The organism is Gracilibacillus thailandensis (genome assembly GCF_010994055.1).
Taxonomy (GTDB): domain Bacteria; phylum Bacillota; class Bacilli; order Bacillales; family Amphibacillaceae; genus Gracilibacillus; species Gracilibacillus lacisalsi.
Window position 1 is genome coordinate 119,169 of the sequence record NZ_WJID01000001.1, and the last position, 23,314, is coordinate 142,482.

Annotated in this window: 22 protein-coding genes; 1 reads left to right on the forward strand and 21 read right to left on the reverse strand. The window is 37.0% G+C overall.

Annotation, left to right across the window (positions count from 1 at the left end; genetic code table 11):
* Positions 1-631 precede the first annotated feature (631 nt).
* The 12 genes from GH715_RS00480 to argC all read right to left on the reverse strand — a co-directional run bounded on the left by GH715_RS00480 (position 632) and on the right by argC (position 13,879).
* On the reverse strand, positions 632-1,918 hold the full coding sequence (locus GH715_RS00480) for an arabinan endo-1,5-alpha-L-arabinosidase (RefSeq protein ID WP_153833791.1): 1,287 nt from the start codon (positions 1,916-1,918) through the stop codon (positions 632-634).
* Between the two features lie 61 nt (positions 1,919-1,979).
* Positions 1,980-3,095, reverse strand: a complete 1,116-nt coding sequence (locus GH715_RS00485; RefSeq protein ID WP_153833790.1) for a GntR family transcriptional regulator — start codon at positions 3,093-3,095, stop codon at positions 1,980-1,982.
* Between the two features lie 222 nt (positions 3,096-3,317).
* Complete coding sequence (locus tag GH715_RS00490) at positions 3,318-4,436, reverse strand: GntR family transcriptional regulator (protein WP_153833789.1); 1,119 nt, start codon at positions 4,434-4,436, stop codon at positions 3,318-3,320.
* 45 nt (positions 4,437-4,481) lie between these two features.
* Complete coding sequence (locus GH715_RS00495) at positions 4,482-4,637, reverse strand: hypothetical protein (RefSeq protein ID WP_163578365.1); 156 nt, start codon at positions 4,635-4,637, stop codon at positions 4,482-4,484.
* Between the two features lie 517 nt (positions 4,638-5,154).
* Positions 5,155-6,639 (reverse strand): L-arabinose isomerase, encoded by a 1,485-nt coding sequence (araA, locus tag GH715_RS00500; protein WP_153833788.1) that lies wholly within the window; start codon positions 6,637-6,639, stop codon positions 5,155-5,157.
* Positions 6,640-6,689: 50 nt separating this feature from the next.
* Entirely contained in the window at positions 6,690-7,385 is a 696-nt protein-coding gene (gene araD, locus GH715_RS00505) for an L-ribulose-5-phosphate 4-epimerase (protein WP_153833787.1), read from the reverse strand.
* Positions 7,386-7,721: 336 nt separating this feature from the next.
* Entirely contained in the window at positions 7,722-8,468 is a 747-nt protein-coding gene (locus tag GH715_RS00510; protein WP_153833786.1) for a C40 family peptidase, read from the reverse strand.
* A gap of 183 nt (positions 8,469-8,651) precedes the next feature.
* On the reverse strand, positions 8,652-9,551 hold the full coding sequence (purU, locus tag GH715_RS00515; RefSeq protein ID WP_018931771.1) for a formyltetrahydrofolate deformylase: 900 nt from the start codon (positions 9,549-9,551) through the stop codon (positions 8,652-8,654).
* A 66-nt stretch (positions 9,552-9,617) separates the two neighbouring features.
* Positions 9,618-10,790 (reverse strand): aspartate aminotransferase family protein, encoded by a 1,173-nt coding sequence (locus tag GH715_RS00520; RefSeq protein WP_153833785.1) that lies wholly within the window; start codon positions 10,788-10,790, stop codon positions 9,618-9,620.
* Positions 10,783-11,586: an acetylglutamate kinase gene (argB, locus tag GH715_RS00525; protein WP_163578366.1), complete on the reverse strand. Its 804-nt coding sequence runs from the start codon at positions 11,584-11,586 to the stop codon at positions 10,783-10,785. Before argB ends, GH715_RS00520 begins: the two co-directional genes overlap by 8 nt.
* Before the next feature lie 12 nt (positions 11,587-11,598).
* Entirely contained in the window at positions 11,599-12,822 is a 1,224-nt protein-coding gene (gene argJ / locus GH715_RS00530) for a bifunctional ornithine acetyltransferase/N-acetylglutamate synthase (protein WP_153833784.1), read from the reverse strand.
* Between the two features lie 16 nt (positions 12,823-12,838).
* Positions 12,839-13,879: an N-acetyl-gamma-glutamyl-phosphate reductase gene (gene argC / locus GH715_RS00535; RefSeq protein ID WP_153833783.1), complete on the reverse strand. Its 1,041-nt coding sequence runs from the start codon at positions 13,877-13,879 to the stop codon at positions 12,839-12,841.
* Positions 13,880-14,296: 417 nt separating this feature from the next.
* On the opposite strand from argC, the gene sinI reads away from it, so the two are divergent.
* The gene (gene sinI / locus GH715_RS00540; RefSeq protein ID WP_018931777.1) at positions 14,297-14,434 is read left to right on the forward strand and encodes a DNA-binding anti-repressor SinI; all 138 of its coding nucleotides are present in this window, start codon (positions 14,297-14,299) and stop codon (positions 14,432-14,434) included.
* On the opposite strand, the gene GH715_RS00545 is transcribed toward sinI, so the two are convergent.
* The 9 genes from GH715_RS00545 to GH715_RS00585 form a co-directional block, all read right to left on the reverse strand.
* Positions 14,429-15,097, reverse strand: a complete 669-nt coding sequence (locus tag GH715_RS00545) for a response regulator transcription factor (protein WP_153833781.1) — start codon at positions 15,095-15,097, stop codon at positions 14,429-14,431. The two genes, sinI and GH715_RS00545, sit on opposite strands and share 6 nt — an antisense overlap.
* Before the next feature lie 5 nt (positions 15,098-15,102).
* Entirely contained in the window at positions 15,103-16,278 is a 1,176-nt protein-coding gene (locus GH715_RS00550) for a sensor histidine kinase (protein ID WP_163578367.1), read from the reverse strand.
* Positions 16,279-16,381: 103 nt separating this feature from the next.
* On the reverse strand, positions 16,382-16,723 hold the full coding sequence (locus GH715_RS00555) for a hypothetical protein (RefSeq protein ID WP_153833779.1): 342 nt from the start codon (positions 16,721-16,723) through the stop codon (positions 16,382-16,384).
* A gap of 99 nt (positions 16,724-16,822) precedes the next feature.
* On the reverse strand, positions 16,823-18,418 hold the full coding sequence (locus tag GH715_RS00560) for a xylulokinase (protein ID WP_153833778.1): 1,596 nt from the start codon (positions 18,416-18,418) through the stop codon (positions 16,823-16,825).
* A gap of 293 nt (positions 18,419-18,711) precedes the next feature.
* Positions 18,712-19,626, reverse strand: a complete 915-nt coding sequence (locus GH715_RS00565; RefSeq protein ID WP_153833777.1) for a fumarylacetoacetate hydrolase family protein — start codon at positions 19,624-19,626, stop codon at positions 18,712-18,714.
* A gap of 229 nt (positions 19,627-19,855) precedes the next feature.
* Positions 19,856-20,578 carry an amino acid ABC transporter ATP-binding protein gene (locus GH715_RS00570; protein ID WP_153833776.1) on the reverse strand — a complete coding sequence of 241 codons (723 nt, stop codon included), beginning with the start codon at positions 20,576-20,578 and terminating at the stop codon, positions 19,856-19,858.
* The gene (locus tag GH715_RS00575) at positions 20,575-21,231 is read right to left on the reverse strand and encodes an amino acid ABC transporter permease (RefSeq protein ID WP_153833775.1); all 657 of its coding nucleotides are present in this window, start codon (positions 21,229-21,231) and stop codon (positions 20,575-20,577) included. Before GH715_RS00575 ends, GH715_RS00570 begins: the two co-directional genes overlap by 4 nt.
* Before the next feature lie 132 nt (positions 21,232-21,363).
* A complete protein-coding gene (locus GH715_RS00580) occupies positions 21,364-22,176 on the reverse strand; it encodes a basic amino acid ABC transporter substrate-binding protein (protein ID WP_153833774.1) in 813 nt (270 codons plus the stop codon).
* Between the two features lie 394 nt (positions 22,177-22,570).
* A complete protein-coding gene (locus tag GH715_RS00585) occupies positions 22,571-23,314 on the reverse strand; it encodes a CAP domain-containing protein (protein WP_153833773.1) in 744 nt (247 codons plus the stop codon).

Sequence of the window (23,314 nt, forward strand, 5' to 3'; positions counted from 1 at the left end):
CCGTATACGCGAACATATTTGGCACTTTTAAATAATTGTACGTATGAGATAACTTGACTTCAGTATATCCGATGCCTATTGTTTTTTCAATACTTTTTTATTAATGTAATTAAATATTTTTTGGTGTTATTCAACATAATTGTTAAATAAAATGAATAAAATAGATACTTGTGACAAGGTAAAAAATTTATTTAGCATACACAGTTTATACCGGAGAACAGATGATATGAAAAGGATAGGATTTTAAATCGGTGTTCATCACTGAACATGGCTAACCTTAGGGACACTCCTTGAAAGCGAAGTAATTAGTCAGAGCATTGCAAATACATCAAACATTTCAAAATAACTACTTCGCTTAACGCAGTCATTGCACTGAATTTATGCTATTTAACTTATAAGAAAAGCGCAGAGCGCCCACTTAAAAACGTAGCGGCTGGAGCTAATCAACTGAGATGAAGGAATCACTGAGAAAAGCGAACCGATGATGACTTTTCGTAGGGGGATTCGTGAAGGCGCCTAGTTTTTAGGCGCTCGAAGCTAGACATCTGCGCAATTTTTATACTTTCCTTACATATAAAAAAGGCAATAACCAGTACAGGTTCATTGCCTTTTGCTCCTTGATAACTTCTATTTATTTTATTTTTTTCGCTATTGAAACGATACCTTCCTTGTTTTTCCCCATGAAAACAATCGTTTCATTCCAATTTTCCCAATCCCAAGCTTTCATTACCAGACCATTAACGACTTCATCTTTAAGTTGTACAGTATAATTATCTTCACTTAAAGAAATCCAATGTGTCCTTGTTAATAAGAAAAGAGATGCATGATCTTGACCATCATTATAAGGATCGACAGTCATCCATTCCCATTCTCCCTCAAGGTCTACTACATCAGGTTGATCAGATTCTTCACCTGCAAACCTTTCCGGAGAGACAAGTGGCCAACCATCATTCGTCCAACCAATTTTTCTAATGTGTAAATAATGCCAACGTTTATCTTTGGGTGCACGAATATGGTGGCAAATATAATGTTGACCTTCGTCTGTTAACACCGAATTATGTCCTGGAGCAACCCAACCATCATCCCCAAGAAATTGGTATCCTCCTATAACCTTCATCCCTATCTCATACTGCGGAGATTCAAGATCCGTCATCTTATTCCCCATAAAATCATAGTAAGGACCTTCTATTGATTTCGAACGGGCGACACGAATATTGTAATTAGAAAACAAAGAATCATAAGATACAAATAAATAATAATATCGAAACACAGGGTGATATAAAATATAGGGGCCTTCTAGAGCCCTATCGACACTTTCATTACGCTGGGCAATTAATCTACCTCGACCAGAGTGTTTTAGCTTACCAGTTTTAGGATTGATTTCTGCAACATATAATCCTCCAAAGAAAGAACCATAAACCATCCATGGTGTACCGTCCTCATCAAATGTAATATTAGGATCAATCGCATTAGGACCGTCTGTACCCTGTTCTGATTTATATACTTCTCCTAGATCTTGGTAAGGACCCTCGATATCCTTACTTGTTGCAACGCCGATAAAAGATTGCGTCTTGCCAAACTGACTTGCAGCATAATACATAAAATATGTATTGTCATATTTGACAACTTCTGGCGCCCATAAACCTTTAGCGCCTGTCCATTGTTTAGCTTCTTCCGGTACCCCTTCTGAGAAAGCCCTGCCGACCCATTGCCAATTAATTAAGTCTTTCGATTTCCGTATTTGAATGCCAGCTTTAAATTCACCACCAAATTGAGCATCTGTTGAAAAAACATAGTACCAATCACCCACTCTAATAATGGCAGGGTCATGAACATTATTAGTCGTCCATTTTGATTCATCATTAAGAACTGATTCATTGTATAAGGAATCTTTTGGTATATTAGTGGCGTTAATCATGCTAACACTCCTATCTATCAACATATTGATTGTACATTAGTGCAAACGTTTATCTCCGTAATTAAGACGTTATCTTTGGATTTGTAGTAGACTGCCTTACAACCAACTCAGGCTGATATAGTTTGGATAACGGATCAAAGGTTTGATTCACTTCATTCCCCTTAATCATTTGGATAATAGCTTTTGCAGCATCTAGACCTAATTGATTTTTGGGATGCTTAACAGACGTCAGTTTAACCTCTGAAATTTCAACTAGCAAAGAATCATCGAATCCAATCAAGGATAACTGTTCAGGAATTTTAATACCCGCTTGTCTTACTTCATCCATTAATTGCAGTACTAATTGGTCATTGTAACAGACAATTGCCGTTGGTTTTTCTTCTTTTAACTTAAACAATCGTTGTAATTCCTTTTTCGGTTTTGTCAATTGGTCTTCTGAGTTATACGTCACAATATTTCTAGTGTCCAAAGGAATATTTAATTCTCTATGGGCCTTAATGAAACCTTTTAATCGTTTTTGACCTTGCGCATCATCAGTCTTGTACATACAGGCTATCTTTTGATGACCTAAATCCATTAAATGTCGAGCTTGTAAATAGCCACCTATTACATCATCCACCATAAAGTAAACTGGTTCCAACTCTTCATAAATGGCGTTAATCATTACATATGGAATGTTAGCTCTTTCCAAATTCAAATAATACTTTAGATTAGGAGTTGCTGAAGCACTATGTGTAGGCTCAATAATTACTCCATCATAATTACCTGTTAACAATTTACTTAAGATCTTTTGTTCTTGTTCATACTTATTGTTTGTATTAAAAATACTAACGTGATACCCTTGTTCACTCAAATAGGCTTCAGCTCCGCGAATAATCGAAGGAAAGATATAATCAGAAATATATGTAGTTACAATCGCAATATTTTTATTTGGTAGTATAGTTGAAGAACTTTTTTCTCTCTGCGAACGATCAGCACAGAAAGTACCTGCTCCTTGCTCACGATATAACCATCCGTCATTCACCAATTCCCCTATCGCCACTCTGACTGTGTGTCTACTAACATCGAACTGTCGCATAAGTTCACTTTCAGAACTAATTTTCTCATGTGGCTGAATTAACCCTTCCAGAATCTTTGATTTTATCAATTGTTTAATCTTTTTATATTTAGCCTCCATATTTTCGGATCCCCCTAATCTTCAGTACACAAACAACTACTTACTTCTCCCAACAATGAAAGTTTGTGGATGATAGCACCATATAAAAACTTCTTTTATCACAGAAACCAATTATTCTTGTTTAGCAAACGGTTACACTTTAATTTTTAACATATGCACACACGCACCAACTTCTTAAAATGCGTGTATACATTCGGTAATAATCCAGTATAACAAAGTCATTTACTTTTTTGTAAGTGGCTTGGTTGAGTTACGGATAATCAGCTCAGGATCAAAACGGATTAGATCGTTTTCCATGTTTTGTTGTTTCTTGGAACTTTTATTTCGCTTCACCATGTCTAGAATAACTTTTGCTGCTAATTCACCCATTTCACTTTTTGGATGGCTTACAGTAGTTAATTTCACTTCCGTTATTTCAGCCATAAATGAATCATCAAATCCTACAATCGAAATATCTTCTGGTACTTTTAATTGTGATTCTCTTAAGACATCCAATAAATTAATAGCCAACTCATCGTTATAACATACAATTGCTGTTGGACGTTTTTCTTCTGGTTCACTTAATATCTGTTTTAACGCCTCAACTGGTTTGGATGACTTTTCCTCGGTATTATAAGTTACAATATTGTGAGGAAATATTTCGATATGATGTTTACGATGTGCTTTTAAATACCCTTTCATTCGTTTCGTTCCTTGGATATCATCATTCTTAAAAAAGCCAACAATATTCTGGTGACCAAGTTCAATTAAGTGCTCTGTCTGCATAAACCCACCCTTTTCATCATCCACTACAATATGAAAAGGCTCTAATTCGTCATAGTATGCATTGATCATTAAATAAGGAATATTTTCTCTTTCAAGATTTAAGTAATAATTAATATTAGGATTGCTTATCGCACTTCTGGTTGGTTCAATAATAACACCATCGAAATGTTGCATGAGAATTTTTTCCAAAAACTTTCGTTCATTATCATGATCATTATTTGTACTAAACAGACTTACTTGATAGCCATGTTTACTTAAATATGATTCAGCTCCCCTTATAATTGAAGGAAAAATATAATCGGATAAATACGTTGTGATCAGTGCAATATTTTTCTGATCAACTATCGATTGTGAATTATTCTTTGAACGATCAGCACAAAAAGTACCCGCACCCTGTTCACGGTACAGCCACCCTTGGTTAACGAGATCACCAATTGCTAATCGTACTGTATGTCTGCTTACACCAAATTCCTTCATTAGTTCACTTTCGGAACTGATTTTCTGATGTGGTTGATATGTACTATCTAATATTCGGGACTTAATTGCTTCTTTTACAATACTGTATTTTGTCTGCATTCCTCGCACCTCATTTTTATCCTTATCTACTATAAGGATAAAGGTTTAACTAACACTGTCAAGTTCTTTTGGAATAAGAGCATGATCATCAGCTCGATCAAATAGACCTATATTCCCATAAAAAGCAAATAGGCAGGCAGTTGATACAAACTGCGAAGTTGTAAAAATTCCATTTAGCGGATTTTTTTCCATTCTTTCCATAATGAGTGCTGGGATACCGCTCCGGCAGAATACTCCGCTTTCCGTGGGCTCGGCTTCAGCTAACTTTGCAAAGAAAACCACTTTGCAAAGTGGATCTTCAGCTCTCGCTGTCCCACAGGAGTCTCCATATTCTGCCTGCGCTAATTTTACTTTTCTGATTCTTGTATAAATAGAACACTTGGGTTGGTATTCTTAGGATTTCCTGTCACTTTATTCAGAACACGATTCTAAGCTGCGGAAAAATGCGACACTCCTGGGGGAACAGCGCGAGCCGAAGATCCAATTGGTGAAGTGGGTTTCTTCACCAATTTAGCTGAGGCCGTGCCCCCGGAAAGGGAGTATTTTTCCGCAGCGACGATCATGCACTCATCAAAATTCAGTGTAGCAAAGAGCAAATCCATGTCTAAGTTACTTCGCAGTTTATGTAAACTGTGGTAATACAAAAACTAAAAGTATACACGCGTTTCACTTAAAACGGTGGAAACGCGTGTATATTTTCAAGCTATCTCATATGATCTTAGCGATAAACTGCTTCATTCCATTTTAGTTCATTACGGAATTGACGCAGTTTCGTATCTTTATCAATGACTACACATTCGATTTTTGCCATGTTAGCAAAATCGTATAATTGTTCAGTTGTCACATCAAACGAGAATACGGTATGGTGTGCTCCACCTGCGTAAATCCACGCTTCCGTTGCCTCACTTAGTGATGGTTCAGGCTTCCACAACACTTTCGCAACAGGTAAGTTTGGTGTTTCAATCTCAGGTTGTTCTGCTTTCACTTCATTAATTACTAGACGGTAACGACCTCCCATTTCAATAAGAGATGCGTTAACAGCATCGCCACCACGTCCATCAAATACAAGACGGGCTGGATCTTCTTTACCACCTATACCTAATGGATTAACAACGATTTTAGGTTTTGTTGCAGATACAGTTGGGCAGATTTCCAACATATGAGAACCTAAAATCATCTCATTACCTGGTTCAAGATGATACGTATAATCCTCCATGAATGATGTACCTTCATTACCAGCAATAATCTTCATGAAACGAAGTAAAGCTGCTGTTCTCCAGTCACCTTCCCCAGCAAAGCCGTAACCTTCTGCCATTAGACGTTGTGCTGCAAGACCAGGTAATTGTTTCATACCATGTAAGTCTTCAAAGTTTGTTGTGAATGCTGTGTAATTCCCTTTTTTCAAGAAAGATTTTAATCCTAACTCAATTTTTCCTTGGTATAAAATAGAGTCACGAATTGGACCTGGTTCACTTGCTTCTGCAGGTAATTCATAAAGCTCTTCGTATTCTTTGTATAATGCATTTAGTTCTTCATCTGTTACTTGATCCATTTCTTCAACTAGGTCACCAATACCATAGTAGTCAACGGTCCAGCCAAATTTGATTTGAGCTTCGATTTTATCCCCGTCTGTTACAGCAACATTACGCATATTGTCACCAAAGCGAGCAACACGTATATTGCTTCCATCAGCAACTGCAACAGCTGTCTTCATCCAATCTGAAACTTTTGTTGTCACTTCTTTGCTTTGCCAATGACCTACTACTACTTTTCGAGAAACATCCATTCGAGTACCAATAAAACCATATTCTCTGTCACCATGTGCTGCTTGGTTTAAGTTCATGAAATCCATATCAATGCTTTCCCACGGAATATCGCGATTAAACTGTGTATGCAAGTGTAATAATGGTTTTTGCAATGCTTTCAAACCTGAGATCCACATTTTTGCTGGAGAGAATGTGTGCATCCAAGTGATCACACCTGCACAATTTTCATCTGCATTTGCTTTCTGCATTAAGCTGTGAATATCTGGTGCTGTTGTAAGTACCTCTTTAAATTCTACTTCAAAAGGTAAGTTACCTTCTTTATTTAATCCAGCTACTACCTCTTTTGAATTATTTGCTACTTCTTGCAGTGTTTCTTCCCCATATAAATGTTGACTACCTGTTACAAACCAAAATGTATAAGGACGTACTTCTAACATGATATTTCCTCCTCTATTATGTTCATTAATCATTGTTTATCTTGAATAGTTTACTTTTTATCCTGACCATAGTACGCATTGGCACCATGTTTTCTTAAATAATGTTTATCTAACAAAAATTGGTCCATATCTTGTGCATGCGGATTAATTTGATACGTATGCAATGCCATCTTGGCAACTTCTTCTAACACTACCGCATTATGCAGTGCCTCATGCGGGTCTTTTCCCCAATTAAATGGTGCATGACTGTGTACTAACACACTTGGGATTTGTAACGGGTCGATGTCCTTGAATGTTTCCACAATCACATTACCTGTTTCCCATTCATAGTCACCCGTTACTTCTTCTTTCGTCATACGACGTGTACACGGAATAGTGCCATAAAAGTAATCTGCTTGCGTTGTACCAAGCGCCGGGATACCTTTACCTGCCTGAGCCCAACTTGTCGCCCATGGTGAATGTGTATGCACAACACCACCTATTCCCGGGAATTTTTGATACAACAAGCGATGTGTTGGCGTATCTGAAGATGGCTTCAAGTCACCTTCGACAATATTCCCCTCTAAATCTAATACAACTAAATCATCAGCCTTTAGTTCTTCATATGGTACACCACTAGGCTTAATCACCATCAAACCAGATTCTTTGTCGTATCCGCTTACATTCCCCCAAGTAAATGTTACTAAACCATACTTGGGTAGATCCAGGTTTGCTTCCAATACTTGCTGTTTTAATTCTTCAAGCATGCTTACATCCACCCTTTTCTCAATATTCTTTCCTTGTACGTATGTGTAAAAGTAATTAATTCTATCATAATACAATTCGTACGTACATTCAATATAAAACTTTTAATTTTATCTATTTTTAATACAAAGTATTTACTTTTCCATTTCAAAGATTATTACCAATTAACTATATCACTTGGGTTATACAAAGTTGCCTGATTTCTTACACCCAAATAAAAGACACCAGGATCGTCATTTTTCCTGATGTCATGTATAAATTATATATTCACCTGACTCATTGAATGATTCCATTAATGCAACTTGTTTTTTACATCGTATTACAGTATTTATATTTCTTTAGGTATCAATCAAAAACTTAACGTCCTGATGCTGATACACTAGCTCAAAATCCTGATTTTCCAACAACTGATGGTATAAATCCTCTGGTGAGAACCATAAATGATCATTTTCAAAAGTATAATCTGCTCCAAAATGATAACAAATCCATACTAATTTCGAACAATAGATTTTTTCCCATGGCTCATCTAATTCCTGAGAAAGGTCGAAGGAAAAGGTAGGCTTGTGAATACCTTTTTCCACATTACTTTTGTATTCCTGGTAATAATCTATTGCATATCGTGCTGCCTTTTCCCCTAATTCAGTTTTTACCGGGCGAAATTGAGCGTGTACTGGATGCTTATCTAGAAACTGCTGGATTGATTTACGTACAATCGCAGGCTCCAAGCCCGGTGATTCAATTAATTCATTTTCATTAATGGCAAGTGCGGAATGCCCCATGTATCCAGTTAATTCTGATTTTACATTATCACTGGCCACTAAAATGTCGCCAGCTTGATAGTTACGCTCTCTCGTTGCATAATAAGTTTTTAATGGATATTGTTCTTTTGCTAATTTATTATCAAACAAGTACTCTATCGTTATTATTGTATTGGGCTTCCGTTCACGTAATTGAATCAATACACCGTCATCATCAAGTCCGCTAGCCAGCAATATATCATTTTCATACACCCTAAACCGGACACTTTCTAAACGTGGTTTCACGTACAATAAACCATTACGAATCCACACATCAAAAAACCCCATTACAAACCACCTCACCATAGGATATGACAAAACCAGGTCAAGGGCACAATAGTAAGCGCCCATTTTTATTAGGAAGTGCTACAACTCAGGAGACCTTTCTATCAACTTTTGGGATTTACTATCAACTAGCACAAAATAAAAAAGCACTCCTACCGCTCTCCACGATAAGAATGCTTTGATCAATTAAAATACAATTGTTTTATTTCCATACACGATAATACGATCTTCGAGGTGCCATTTAATTGCTCTTGCTAGCACACTCCGCTCTACAGATTGACCAATTTTTTTCATGGCTTCGACATTGTCGCGATGATCAACTCGACTGATGTCCTGCTCGATAATCGGCCCTTCATCGAGATCGTTGGTAACGTAATGGGAGGTAGCACCGATCAATTTTACGCCACGGTGGTAAGCACGTTCATATGGCTTCGCACCAATAAATGCTGGTAAAAAGGAATGGTGAATATTGATAATTTTATTTTTGAATGTCTCCACAAAATGAGGTGTCAAAATTTGCATATAGCGCGCTAACACAATTACATCTATTTCATATTCTTGTAGTAATTGAATTTGCTTTTCCTCTACCTGTTTACGGATATCCTTATTGGCTGGGATATAATAATAGGGAATACCGAGCCGTTCGACAAACTCACGTGATGTTTCATGATTACTGATCACAAGGCTAATATCTGCCATTAAGTCTCCGCTTTGCCACTCCCAAAGCAACTCTAACAAGCAATGAGGCTCCTTGGAAACAAAGATTGCCATCTTCTTTATTTGATCGACATATTTAAATGTTGCTTCCATATTAAATGCTTCTTTAACTCGTTGAAAATCCGCCTCTAATTTTTCAGCTTGAGCTTTTAAATCATCCATTTCAAATTCAATTCGAATAAAGAACTCACCACCATGTGGGTCAGTAGAGTATTGATTGGATTCAATAATATTAGCGTTATGCTCATATAAAAACTGAGACACGGCTGCCACAATACCAGGTTGATCGGCACAGTTTATTAATAAACGCGCTCTGTTTTTATTTGTTTTCTTAAATGCTTCTATCTTTTCATCTATATAACTTTTCATCTTGATCCCTCTTTACTATAATCGTTCTTTACTACTTTACCACGTTACAGATGATGGTCAAGAGTCTTATGAAAATAATTTATCCATAATGGCTATAAACTTTTCTACTTCTTCTTGTTTTGCCGTTAAAGGTGGCAGTAAACGAACGATTTGTGGCCCTGCAACTAAAATTAATAATTGATGTTCCTCTCTTGCTTTGTTGACATAGTCAATTGCATTACCTTCGACTTCAAGACCAATTAACAAGCCTTTACCTCTAACCGACTTTACTTCCTTCTTATCTTCTACTAATTGTTGCAATCCATTCCATAAATCGTTCGCTATTTGATTAGCATGCGCTAATATATCTGTTTGGGTAAGGTGGTTAATGGTTGCCAGCCCTGCTGTTGTTACGATTGGATTCCCCCCAAATGTACTTCCGTGTGTACCTGGAGAAAATACTTTTGCGACATGTTCTTTAGCGATGATAGCACCAATTGGAAAACCCGACCCCAGACCTTTTGCCACACTGATTACATCTGGCTCAATACCGTAATGCTGATAGGCAAAAAGTTTACCTGTCCGGCCCATACCTGTCTGAATTTCATCAATCATCAATAAAATATGATGTTCTTTACAGATTGCAGATAGTTTGCTTAACCATGCAGGATCAGCTGGGATGACCCCTCCTTCACCTTGAACGAGTTCTAATAATACCGCAGCTGGTTTCTGTTTTGCTAGCTCATCAAGTAAACGATCGTCATTAAAAGGTAAATACGCAAAACCGGGTGTTAAAGGGGTAAATCCGTCTTGGATTTTCTTTTGCCCTGTTGCCGATAATGTAGCCATTGTCCGGCCATGAAACGAATTGTTAAAAGTGATGATGAGTGGATTATCCTGTTTTAGTACATCATGCCCGTATTTTTTGGCAATTTTGATTGCTGCTTCATTCGCTTCAGCACCACTATTACAGAAAAATACTTGATCACCACAACTATTTTCCGTTAAGGCCTGTGCTAGTTTTTCCTGAGAAGGTATATGATAAAGATTGGAACAATGCCATAGCTTCGACAGTTGTTCCTTTACAGCACGCTCCACCATATCTGGCACATGTCCTAAGTTACACGTTGCAATACCAGAAGAAAAATCTAAATATTTTGTTCCTTGATCATCCCATACGTAACTTCCTTTCCCTTCAACCAAAGTAATCGGAAAACGTCCGTATGTAGACATAACAGGACTTACAGTTTGTTTATACATGCGGCACCTCCTGTTCTAAAGCAATTCTCGTTCCAACTTGTTTCCCTTGCATAAACTCTTCCAAACCATGGTCTGCTGTACCATCCACAATTGATACTTCCCGTACATTTTTACGCAAAGCAGATAATGCAGATTTTACTTTAGGAATCATTCCACCGAAAATTACTTCTTGTTGGATCAATTCATCGATTTTCGTTTCATTTAACTGATGGAATACTTGCTTCTCCCCATTTACTTCATGATAAATCCCGGGAATATCACTAATAAAACATAACTTTGCTTCTAATGCTTGCGCAACTGCTGATGCCGCCATATCAGCATTTATATTATAGCGTTGTCCTGTTCTATCCTTACCAATTGGTGAAACTACTGGGATGAGACCTTGCTCGACAAAACTTTGTACTAAATTTGTATTAACTTGTATCACTTCTCCTACATAACCAAGCGTGGTATCATCCTTCACCGGCTTTGCTTCTAATAAGTTTCCATCAATTCCACTTACACCAATGGCCTTACCTTGCGCTTCTGCAATTTTACGGACAATGGCTTTATTCATAGAACCACTAAGGGCCATTTCGACGACATCTAATACTTCATTTGTGGTTACACGCAATCCGTTAATAAACGTAGTCTTCACACCTGTTTGCTCTAACAATTGCGAAATTAACGGTCCACCACCATGAACAATAATTGGCTGCCATTCTCCTTTTTGTTGAATCGTCACAATATCTTGATAAAAAGAAGGAGGCAGCTGTTCAAATACACTACCACCACATTTAATCACAACATAACTCACATTCGTTCCTCCTTACGTTCGATAAGAAGCGTTTATTCTGACATATTCATAGGAGAGGTCACAACCCCATGCGGTTGCCTTTCCGTTTGCATCACCCAATTTGGCAAGTATGGTTATTTCATCTTCTAATAAGTATTCTTTGGCTGCATCTTCATCAAATGGATGTGGTACTCCATTTTCGACTACTAAAATATTACCTAAATAAATGCTAACTTTATCAGGATCTAAAGATTCGCCACTATAGCCAATCGCCGTAATAATACGTCCCCAATTCGCATCAGCACCATGAATAGCTGTTTTTACTAGGTTAGAAGAGATAATTGATTTAGCAATGGCTGTTGCCGATTCATCCGTAAACGCACCTTCCACTTGTACTTCTACTAATCTGGTAGCACCTTCTCCATCACGAGCAATTTCTTTTGCTAAGTATTCACAAACAAATTGTAAAGCGTCATAAAACTTTTGCCACTCTCTATGTTCTGGTGTTAATGCTTGATTTTCTGCTTTTCCATTTGCTAAAACTAAAACCATATCATTCGTACTAGTATCTCCGTCAACCGTAATCATATTGAACGACCGGTTCGTAATCGACTTTAATACATCAGATAAATACGAAGAAGAAATATTGGCATCTGTTGTAACAAAACCAAGCATTGTTGCCATATTCGGATGAATCATGCCAGAACCTTTGGCAGCTCCGCCGATCGTAACGATTTGACCATCTATTTCTAATTCGATTGCAATTCCTTTTTCTTTTGTATCTGTTGTTAAAATAGCTGATTCAAATTTGCTAGCACCTATATGTTTATAGTCAGGTATTTGACTAATGCCTTTTTGCAGTTTATCCATTGGTAATAACTCACCAATAAGCCCTGTTGATGCTACAGCCGCTAAATGTTCTTCCACTCCCATAGTTTCAGCGAATAATTTGCGCATATCATAAGCATCTTGTAGCCCTTGTTCACCTGTACAAGCATTGGCAATGGCTGAATTGACAATAATTGCTTGTAACTGCTGTTCCTTCTCGATACTTTCTTGTGTTACTTTAAGTGGAGCCGCCTGAAAGACATTCGTCGTATATACTCCTGCTGCTTGTGCTGGCACTTCTGAATACACCCAGCCTAAATCCATTTTCTTTTTACGTAGTCCACAATGTAAACCGCCTGCTTGAAACCCCTTTGCAGAGGCAATATTTCCATCTTTCATTAATTTGAATTGTTCTAGCTGAACTTCCATGTCTGTTTTTCACTCCTTAAGGATAAATAGGTAGTTGGTCCAAGCCTGTTGCCTCTTCCCATCCGTACATAATATTCATATTTTGAACTGCTTGACCAGATGCTCCTTTAACTAAATTGTCAATGACAGAAACAATAATAAGCTTTCCTGTCCTTTCATCTGCATACAATCCGATATCACAATAGTTACTGCCATAGACCTCTTTCGTTGAAGGAAATACCCCTTCTTTACGTACACGAATGAAAGGATGGTCTTGATAGTAAGTTTGATAGGTGTCAACCAGTTGTTTCGTAGAATAGTTGTCTTTCATATCCACATAAATCGTGCTCATGATTCCCCTTGTCATCGGCACAATATGCGGGGTGAAAATGACTTGCATATCTTCATTTGCTCGTTCTGATAGCATCTGTTCGATTTCCGGAATATGTTTATGCACCCCAATTTTATATGCTTTAAAGTTTTCGTTCATTTCTGAAAAATGAACATTCAATGATAAACTTCGTCCAGCTCCAGATACTCCTGTTTTCGCATCAATAATGATCGATGAGCGATCAACCAACTCTTTTTCGATTGCTGGTATTAACCCTAAAGTCGTCGCTGTTGGATAACAGCCGGGATTTGCGAGAATGCTAGCTTGCTTGATAGCTTCTTTATTTACCTCTGGCAAGCCGTAAACAGCTTTTTCGATATATTCCTGCGATGCGATTTCCTCTCCGTAATACGTCTGGTATTGCTTCCCATCTCGCAAACGGAAATCCCCTGACAAATCAATACAACGCACTCCTTTATCGACTAATGCGGGAATAACGTTTTTGCTAACATTAGACGGTGTTGCAAAAAAGACGAGTTCTACCTCTTGCGCTAATGCATCTATATTTAGGTCTGCCATTTTGATATCGATAATATCAACAACATGCGGATATACTTCTGCTAATTCCGTTCCACTATTTGAATGTGAGATAACTTTTTTCACTTGAACATATGGATGGTTATGCAAAAATCGTAATAACTCAATCGCACCATAACCCGTTCCACCTATAATTGCTACATCCACCATATTCCCCCCTAAATTCCGTGTATGATTAGTTTATAATTATACTTCATTTTGTATTTTCATGCAATAATGTTTATAAAAAAATTCAGAAAGTTATTTCTTTTTTCCAAAATTTCATATAGTTCATCATGCATCAGTAGTTTTTTCCCCTACTTACAGTTCACGCAGTAATCATTATATAGATTGCTTCCATCCTTTGACAATGCGAAGATACTAATATTCATTCAGTTGTATAAATATCCAAAAGTATAAGAACAATGACAAAAGATAGACACTTCTTATGATAATAAGTACTTTAAGGTTATGACTTTTATGACTTAATATCTGTAAAGTGATGACTCAAGTTACCTTCTCAATAATCTAAATTTCCGTTATTATGAAGGTACTAAATATGTAATGAAAAAGGTGAGTAAACACGTTATGACTAATCAAAAACAACGTTTCGACCCAGAATGGTTAAGATTACTATATTTAGCAAAACAATTAGGTATGAGCAAAGAAGACGTGAGACACTTTTTCCGTGATCTACCGGAAGTAGCACATACGAAATCGTTATAAGCTTTTTAACAGCAAAATAGCTTCTGGTCGACCGGATACTCCTAATTTTCGATAAACTTTACTAACATAGTTTTTTACTGTACCTATGGATAGATACATAGAATCAGCAATTTCCTGGTTTGAATATCCGTTTAGTAATCTTTTCAAGATATTGGTTTCTGTGTCGGTTAAGCGAACATTCCGCTCCTTCAATGCATCCAGAACAGTCTCAAAAGATGATCTGGAGTCGTTCTCCCCACTCGTTTCTAATTGTTTCATTAACAGTGGTTGAATGGATTCGGGGATTAATATTTGACCTTTTAAAGATTGGTAGATCGCATCAACTAACTGATGAACATCAGTATCTTTTAGCAGGTATCCACTAGCACCATTTTTTAACGCTTTTAATATATAATCATTTTGCGAAAACGTTGTCAGCATAATTATTTTTATATCGGGATATTTCTCTTTTAATATCTTAGCAGCTCTAATCCCACCTATACCTGGCATACGTATATCCATCAATATAACATCCGGTTTACTTTCTATTGTTTTGTTGATCACATCCTCACCCGAATTAGCTGTCGCAATGACTTCTAAGTCCGATTGCTGATTTAACATTACAGCAAGACCTTCGCATATAATTTTTTGATCATCCGCTATGATAATTTTTACCTTACTCATCGTTTTCACCCTACACTTCGAATTTTATGAACGTTTTTATCTTTCGGTAATTCTATCAAAATATCTATTCCACCCAGTCGTGTGTTGTTAGATTGAAAAATTATCTTTCCACCTATCTCTTCTACCCTTTCTTTCATGGCAATGAGGCCAAAGCCTAATTCCTGCTCTATATTTTTGGAGCCTCTACCATTATCGCTTAAAGAAAATTGTAAGGTATCATCCACTACCGATAATCGGAATGAAAAAAGGCTTGCTTTACCGTGTCGCAAACCATTTGTTAATCCTTCTTGCAATGCTCGATATATAACGATTTCCTGACGGGGACTCAGCCAACCCTCTGCCACATTCATTTCTACATGGATATCAACATCTGTTTGCTGTTTCATTTCCTCTAATAAAGCTTCCACTGCATTTTGGAAATCTATAAAAAAATGGTTGCCCTGCAATTCTCGAACCGATTTACGAACTTCATGCAGTCCACTCTCTAGATTTTGGTATACCTGTTTAAGTAATTGTTGGGCTTCATTTGGATCTTGGGGAATCAATGTTTTCACTGCATTTAATCCGATTAGTGAAGTGAAAAAAGAGTGACCAATCGAATCATGCATTTCGCGAGCAAAACGTTTACGTTCTTGCATAATGATATTTTCTTCTAGTTTTAAAGACGCTGTTTTCATTTTGTCATATGCTTTTTCAAGTTGCCTTTTTTGATACATTGATATTTTGACAAGATAACTAAAAACAAACACTACTAAAAACTCTGTAATTCTTGGGATGATGAAAGACATGGTGGAAAGAGGAGGAAAACCAAATGCAATCCATTTACCAGCAACAAAAAACAGGTAAGCAGCAACCGCAAATGGAATACTGTAATTTAGTGTATGATGATATACCATTTCACCAATTAATATAAGCAAAAATACTTGCGAAATAAAGGATTGATCTAAACTAATAATCATACTAAGTAATACCAATTGGCCTACAAGAAAAAACAAGCCTTTGCGATTATCTAAGTTCAGCTTAAAAATAAAATCTCTGAAATATTGCAGCAAAATATAAATCGTGATACATAGATATAATTCCGGTAACCTTGATTGCTCGTCAAGAGAAAATAAAGGAGCCATTATCAGCAATGTAATAAGGATAGCCCGTGGCATTTTTTTGTCAATAAAGTTATCCATCATGATACCCTCTTCTCCTGCTAAATAGTCTTATAAACATGACAATTGATTTAGTTTTATTTTACCAAAGTAAAAGGGAATAACAAGTTTTCAATCACAAAATCTACAACTGTCCTCTATATGGGAAGTAAATTATAGTTTGAAAAGGAACAAAGGTTACTGTCAAAGAAGGATCAAGTTCTTGTTTAATTTTATCGGTTAATATTTTCCCTAATTGATTGTGTTGATGTGCTAAGTGCCTTTTCGATTTTATCAGCTGCCCTGTCTCCCAGTCGTACCATTTCTCTATATCCAATACCCAAACAATCAGTTCCTTCTTAAGGCTGTCAGATAGAGGTAAAGATTCAATATCTAAATTATAGCCACATTGGTAACACCAAATCGGATCAGCCCCAAAATCGGCCTCTATTTTTAGATGTAAAAGTTCTTTGCATTGACATAACATCAAGCAACACTCCTTCATTAACATGGTCATTTCGCTGATTTTATACTTTCCTTATAAACAAAAAAGATAGGAGATGGCGATCCCCTACCTTCCTATCTCTTATTTAAGATTATCTACTGCCGCTCTTTCAATTGCAAGTCCATTCTTATAACGTTCCATAAACTGTTCATAACCTTTTACATCATTAGCATTTGGTGACACAGTCTTCACGTCTTGACCAGCGAATACTTTTTCATTTAAATAAGCTTCCAAGGTTTCGTTCTTTTCTTTATTCAACATATAAGAACCGAGTAATGCGATGCCCCATGCTCCACCTTCTCCTGCTGTTTCCATAACAGAAACAGGAACATTAAAAGCAGCTGCTAACATGCTTTGCGCCACGCCTTCGGTCTTGAAAATTCCACCATGCCCTAAAACTTCATCTAGCTTTACACCTTCTTCTTTGGTTAGAATGTCCATTCCAATTTTCATTGCGCCAAATGATGTATATAAATGCGTACGCATGAAATTAGCAAGGTTGAAATTACTTTCAGAAGTACGAGTAAACAACGGACGCCCTTCTTCAAAATGGGTCATATGTTCACCAGAAAGATAGCCGTAAGATAATAACCCTCCTCCGTCAGCATCTCCTTCTAGCGCCTTTGTAAATAGGGTTTCAAACAACTTATTTTTATCCACTTCGAAACCTATAGCTTGGGTAAATTCTCCAAATAAACCAATCCATGCATTTAAGTCAGATGTACAATTATTAGAGTGTGCCATTGCTACGAGGTCACCTGAAGGTGTTGTCACTAGATCAATCTCCGGGTGTACCTGCGATAAATCCTTCTCCAATACCACCATTGCAAATGCAGAAGTACCGGCAGAAACGTTACCCGTACGCTGTGCCACACTGTTTGTTGCAACCATGCCAGTCCCCGCATCACCTTCTGGCGGGCAAAGTGGAATACCTGCCTCCAATTCGCCGCTAACATCTAATAATTTCGCACCCTCTTCTGTAAGCGTTCCTGCGTTTTCACCAGCTACTAAAACCTCAGGTAAAATGTCTTCCAGCTTCCATGAGAGATTTTGTGGGGCAATCAATTGATTGAACTGATCAACCATGTTTTGATTATAGCTTTTGGTTTCAAGGTCGATCGGAAAGACACCAGATGCTTCCCCAACACCAAGCACTTTCTTCCCTGTTAGCTTCCAATGAACATAGCCGGCCAATGTTGTTTGAAAGTGGATATCCTGAATATGATCTTCCTGATTTAAAATAGCTTGATATAAATGGGCAATACTCCATCTTTGTGGAATATTATAATTAAACTGTTTGGTCAGTTCTGTTGCAGCCTGTTCTGTAATATTGTTTCGCCATGTACGGAAAGGAACAAGTAGCTGCTCCTCTTTATCGAAAACCATGTAGCCATGCATCATTGCACTAAAGCCAATAGCACCTACTTTTTTGAGCGTAATGCCGTACTGCCTTTTCACGTCAGCCGCCATCTTCTGATAACTGTCTTGGAGCCCTTCCCATACTTCATCAATACTATAAGTCCAAATATTGTCTATATAACTGTTTTCCCAATCATGACTACCAGATGCAATTACTTCATTATCTTCACCGACTAGAACTGCTTTAATCCGGGTTGAACCAAGTTCAATACCAAGTATTGTTTTACCATTTTGTATTGCATTATTCACATCATTCATATCATTTTCCTCCAATATTTTAAAAATTATCTATGTAGATTTTGATATTAGCGCTTTCATTGGAATTCGTATTAGGATGAAGACCTTCCTTCCTATCCTTTATCTAAAAACGACTTCAACTTATCTGTACAAATAATTAATGTTATTAATCTCTTTATTCATCATACCATCTAGCCTACGTAATCGTCAATTTAAATTTGTCCGTACGTGTATAGTCGTTAAAATCAGATATAGCTGACTGACGTACTGAAAAATTGTCCGCAGCATGTTGAACTGTGGACAATTTTTCAGTATTACTTCTTGATTACTCTGTTCTCTAACGTACCAATTTGGTCAATTTCCAGCGTAACAACATCCCCTGATTGAAGCAGTTTGGGCGGATTCATCGCAAACCCTACTCCATCTGGTGTTCCTGTTAAAATGATATCGCCCGGATCTAATGTTATTAAATTGGAAATAAAACTAATTAAATATGGGATATCAAAAATTAAATGTTCTGTATTAGAAGATTGCCGTAATTCACCATTAACATAGGATTTGATTGCTAAATGACTAGGGTCGTTTAATTCGGAAGTTGTTACCAGCCAAGGTCCTACTGGTGTAGTATGATCTAATGATTTTCCTTGCAACCATTGTGGTGTACGCTTCTGCAAATCACGTGCCGAAATATCGTTCCCAATTGTATACCCTGCTACGTAATTTAACGCTTCTTCCTTTGCTACTTTTGATGCTTTTTCACCAATAATAACGGCAAGTTCCACTTCATAATCTAGTTTATCTGTAGCTTCTGATTTATGTATCTTATCTTCAGGACCAATTAAAGCGTTGTTAAATTTAGAGAATAAAACTGGATACTCTGGCAATTCACCGCCCATTTCTTTTACATGATCTCTATAATTTGTTCCGATGCAAATAATTTTTGACGGGTTAGGGTTTGGTGTATGCAGGACAACTTCATCGCGTTCAAAAACATGTGTTGTAGAATAGTGCTTTATTTGTTCCAAAAGATTCTCAGCATGTTTAATATGTAGATTTGCCTGTTGATAAAATGCATTTGGATCTGCTGGGATAATACTATCTGCCAAAATTTTATGTTGGTCGATTAGCTCTTGTTGTGCAGCATGTAAATCAATAACCTTATTATCTTTGACTACGCCAATTCGGCTTTGTGCATAAGGATGTTTTAACTGATAATGAACAAGTTTCATACTGTACCCCTCCTCTAGTTTAAGGTCATTTTATCATATAATAAGCGTTGTTTGCTCACAAGGAGGCAAAAGCCTCTTCGACCGCATAGAAAATGCTTGAGTAAAGACTGCGCTTAGGGGTTTTTCCATGGCCAACCTTTTCTTTTCCTATCGTAACGACTCGATTGCACTAAAACAAAAACCCGTTTCATCAATTAACGAAACGGGTTCATGCTTATTAAAGTTATGGTTATAACACTTTACTCAAGAATGCTTTTGTTCGTTCATGTTGTGGATTGTCAAATAGTTGTTTTGGTTCGTTTTCTTCTACCACATAACCCTCATCCATGAAAATAACACGGTCGCCAACTTCTTTAGCAAAGCCCATTTCATGGGTAACAACGACCATCGTCATTCCTTCTTCAGCAAGTTGCTTCATAACGCCTAGCACTTCTCCAACCATTTCTGGGTCTAATGCTGAAGTAGGCTCATCAAATAACATCACTTTCGGCTCCATACCTAAAGCTCTTGCAATTGCAACACGTTGTTTCTGACCACCTGAAAGTGATTCTGGATATACATTCGCTTTATCTAAGAGGCCGACTTTTTGAAGTAAATCTTTTGCTTTTTTTTCTGCATCTTGTTTACTCCATTTTTTTACTGTGACGATTGGCAAGGTGATGTTTTCCAAAACGCTTTTATGTGGAAAAAGGTTGAACTGTTGAAATACCATTCCAACCTCTGCTCTTAGTTTATTGATGTCTACTTTTTTATCTGTTAATTCCTCACCATCAATCGTTACTGTTCCATCAGTTACCGATTCTATTAAGTTAAGACAGCGTAGAAATGTTGACTTACCTGAACCAGAAGGCCCAATTACAACAACAACTTCCTTTTGCTTGATATCTACATTAATATCCTTCAGCACTTCTAAGTCGCCAAAGGATTTTTTTAAGTGCCTGACAGAGATCATTTTACATCCAACCTTCTTTCTAGATAATTTAATAAGTATGTTAGGCTAAGTGTTAACACTAAGTAGATTAACGCAACCATTAAGTACGGTTCCCATACTCTTAAATATTGTCCAGATGCTGCTCTTCCCCAATATAATATATCTTGTGCTGCGATCATTGCACCTAGTGATGAATCTTTTAATAAAACGATAAATTCATTCCCTAATGGTGGAATGGAACGTTTAAATGCTTGTGGTAGAAGAACATGACGCATCACTTGGAACTTATTCATACCTAAAGAATGTGCCGCTTCTGCCTGTCCTTTGTCAATTGACTGTAATCCTGCACGGAATATCTCTGCTACATATGCGGAAGAATTTAGTGATAATGTCACCATGACGGAGATGACAGGGGTTGTAGACCCTAGTATTGCTGGTAAAACAGCATAATGAAATAAAAATAATTGCACAAGAAGAGGGGTCCCTCTTAAAAAGTTAATATACCAAACAAATGGCAATCGAACGATCAGAATCGGTGACATTTTCCCTAATGCAATAAAAAAACCGAGTATACAACCCATTAAAACACCGACTACTGACATAAGGATGGTTAAGCCCATACCTTCCATAAAAAATGGGAAGTACTCGACAATAATATCAAACCTAAAGTCCATGTTGTTTGCTCCTTTCTCTCTTATTACTTTGCTTTTTGTTTCCCTTTTTTATTCCTAGTAAAACAGATTCGCTCTTCTTCCCTTACACAAAGGAAAAGCGTAACGGGGTCGCTACGCTTTTTGATTAGTGAATTATTGGGTTAGCGCTTCTGTGTTTGGTTCTACTCCAAACCATTCCTCATAGATTTCTGCATATGTCCCATTATCGATTACAGTTTGAAGAGCTTCATTCACATCTTCCTGAATTTCGCTTCCTTTCGGGAACATGATACCGTAAAATTCTGATTCAAACGTATCAGGATCTGTGATCATTTCAACGTTTGCATCTGGATTATTCGCAACATATTCATCCGCTACTACATTGTCTGTAACAACTGCATCCACATCACCTGATTGCAGGGACATTAATGCTAATGTATTGGAATCATATTTTGAAATATTTTCGTGATTTTTTCCTAAAATCTTTTCAACGGCTTCTGCACCAGTTGTCCCTGATTGGACACCCACTTTTAATTCTTTAATATCTTCCCCACTTGTAATACCTTCTCCTTCACGGAATACTACCTTATGTGTAGATTCAAAATAAGGTGAGGAGAAATCATATGTTTGTTCACGCTCTTCATTTACTGTGATTCCCGCAATAGCAAGGTCAGCGTCACCTTCTTCAACAGAAAGTAACATGGCATCCCAGCCTACGTTCTCTAATTCATAGTCATAGCCTGCTTCTTCCATAACGGCAGCTAGTAAATCTATATCAAATCCAACTACTTCCCCTTTATCTAAATAAGAAAAAGGCATAAATCCGGCCTCTGTTACAATTGACAAGGTTTGTTTATCATCCGAACCATTCGTTCCTTCTGTTTGATCTGAATTGTCATCTGTACCACATGCTACAAGAATTGCTAACAATAAAACAGCGAATCCTTTGGTCATCCATTTATTCATAAATATTCACTCCGTTTTTTATTTATACATTTTATAACGATTATCATATAGTATTCAGGTGGTAAATTCAATACTTTTGTCAGAAATTCTAATGTTGTAATAATTCTGAATATTGTAATAATTTAAATGTTACATTCCTATTATTTTTAACTAATTAAGAAATATTAGGTTTTTTATAAAGCGTATTTTAGTACCAAATTAGTGCTTATGAGGAGGCATTTTGGTACTAAAACCTGTTTTAAGTACCATTTTAACTTTATGCGTGTAATTTTTGGTACTTAAATTCAAGCTTAGAAAGCAAATATTGCTAAATGTGGCGTGATTAGCCCAATTCCCCATTATAAACAATGAAAAAACACGAACTTTTAAGTCCGTGTTTTTTCCAAATCAAATACTATTTTTTAATAAATAGCTGCGTCCAATAGTTCCCATCTGTAGCATATCCCACTCCGATATGGGTGACTTCTGGGTCCAACAAATTTTTGCGATGCCCTTCACTATCGAGCCAGGCTTGTACGACCTCTTCTGCTGATTGTTGGCCTGCCGCAATATTCTCGGAAGCCTTGGTATAATCAACGCCAAATTCCTGCAACATATCAAAAGGAGAACCATACTGTGGAGAGGTATGAGAAAAATAATCTCTTTCTGCCATATCTTCTGATTTGGTCTGTGCTACATTTGCCAATTCATGATCAAATTTTAAGGAATCAGCACCATTTTCATTACGTGCTTGATTGGTTAGCTCGACCACTTTTTGTATGACACCATCTAAAGACTCTCTGTCAAAAGACTCCGGCTCTTCATTTTGATCTATATAGTCATCATCTTGCTGTTCCGTTTGTTGGTTTTGCTCCGTTGTTTGCTGTTTTTCTTGTGTTGTTTGCCTTTGTTTACTATCTGCGCCATAATTACGATCTTCCTGACGGTACCACTCATTTGGATTAGCATTTTCGAAAATATTTTGTTCTCTTCCCGGGTTAACCGGTATTTCTCCTTGATTTCCACCGTCATTTTGACCACCAAAACCTACATTCTCTGGTTGAATATTTTGATCTTCCGGTTCTAAGGAAGACTCGTTACAGCCAACCATGAGAATAATCATTAAAAACATGAATACATAAACTATATGTTTGTACAT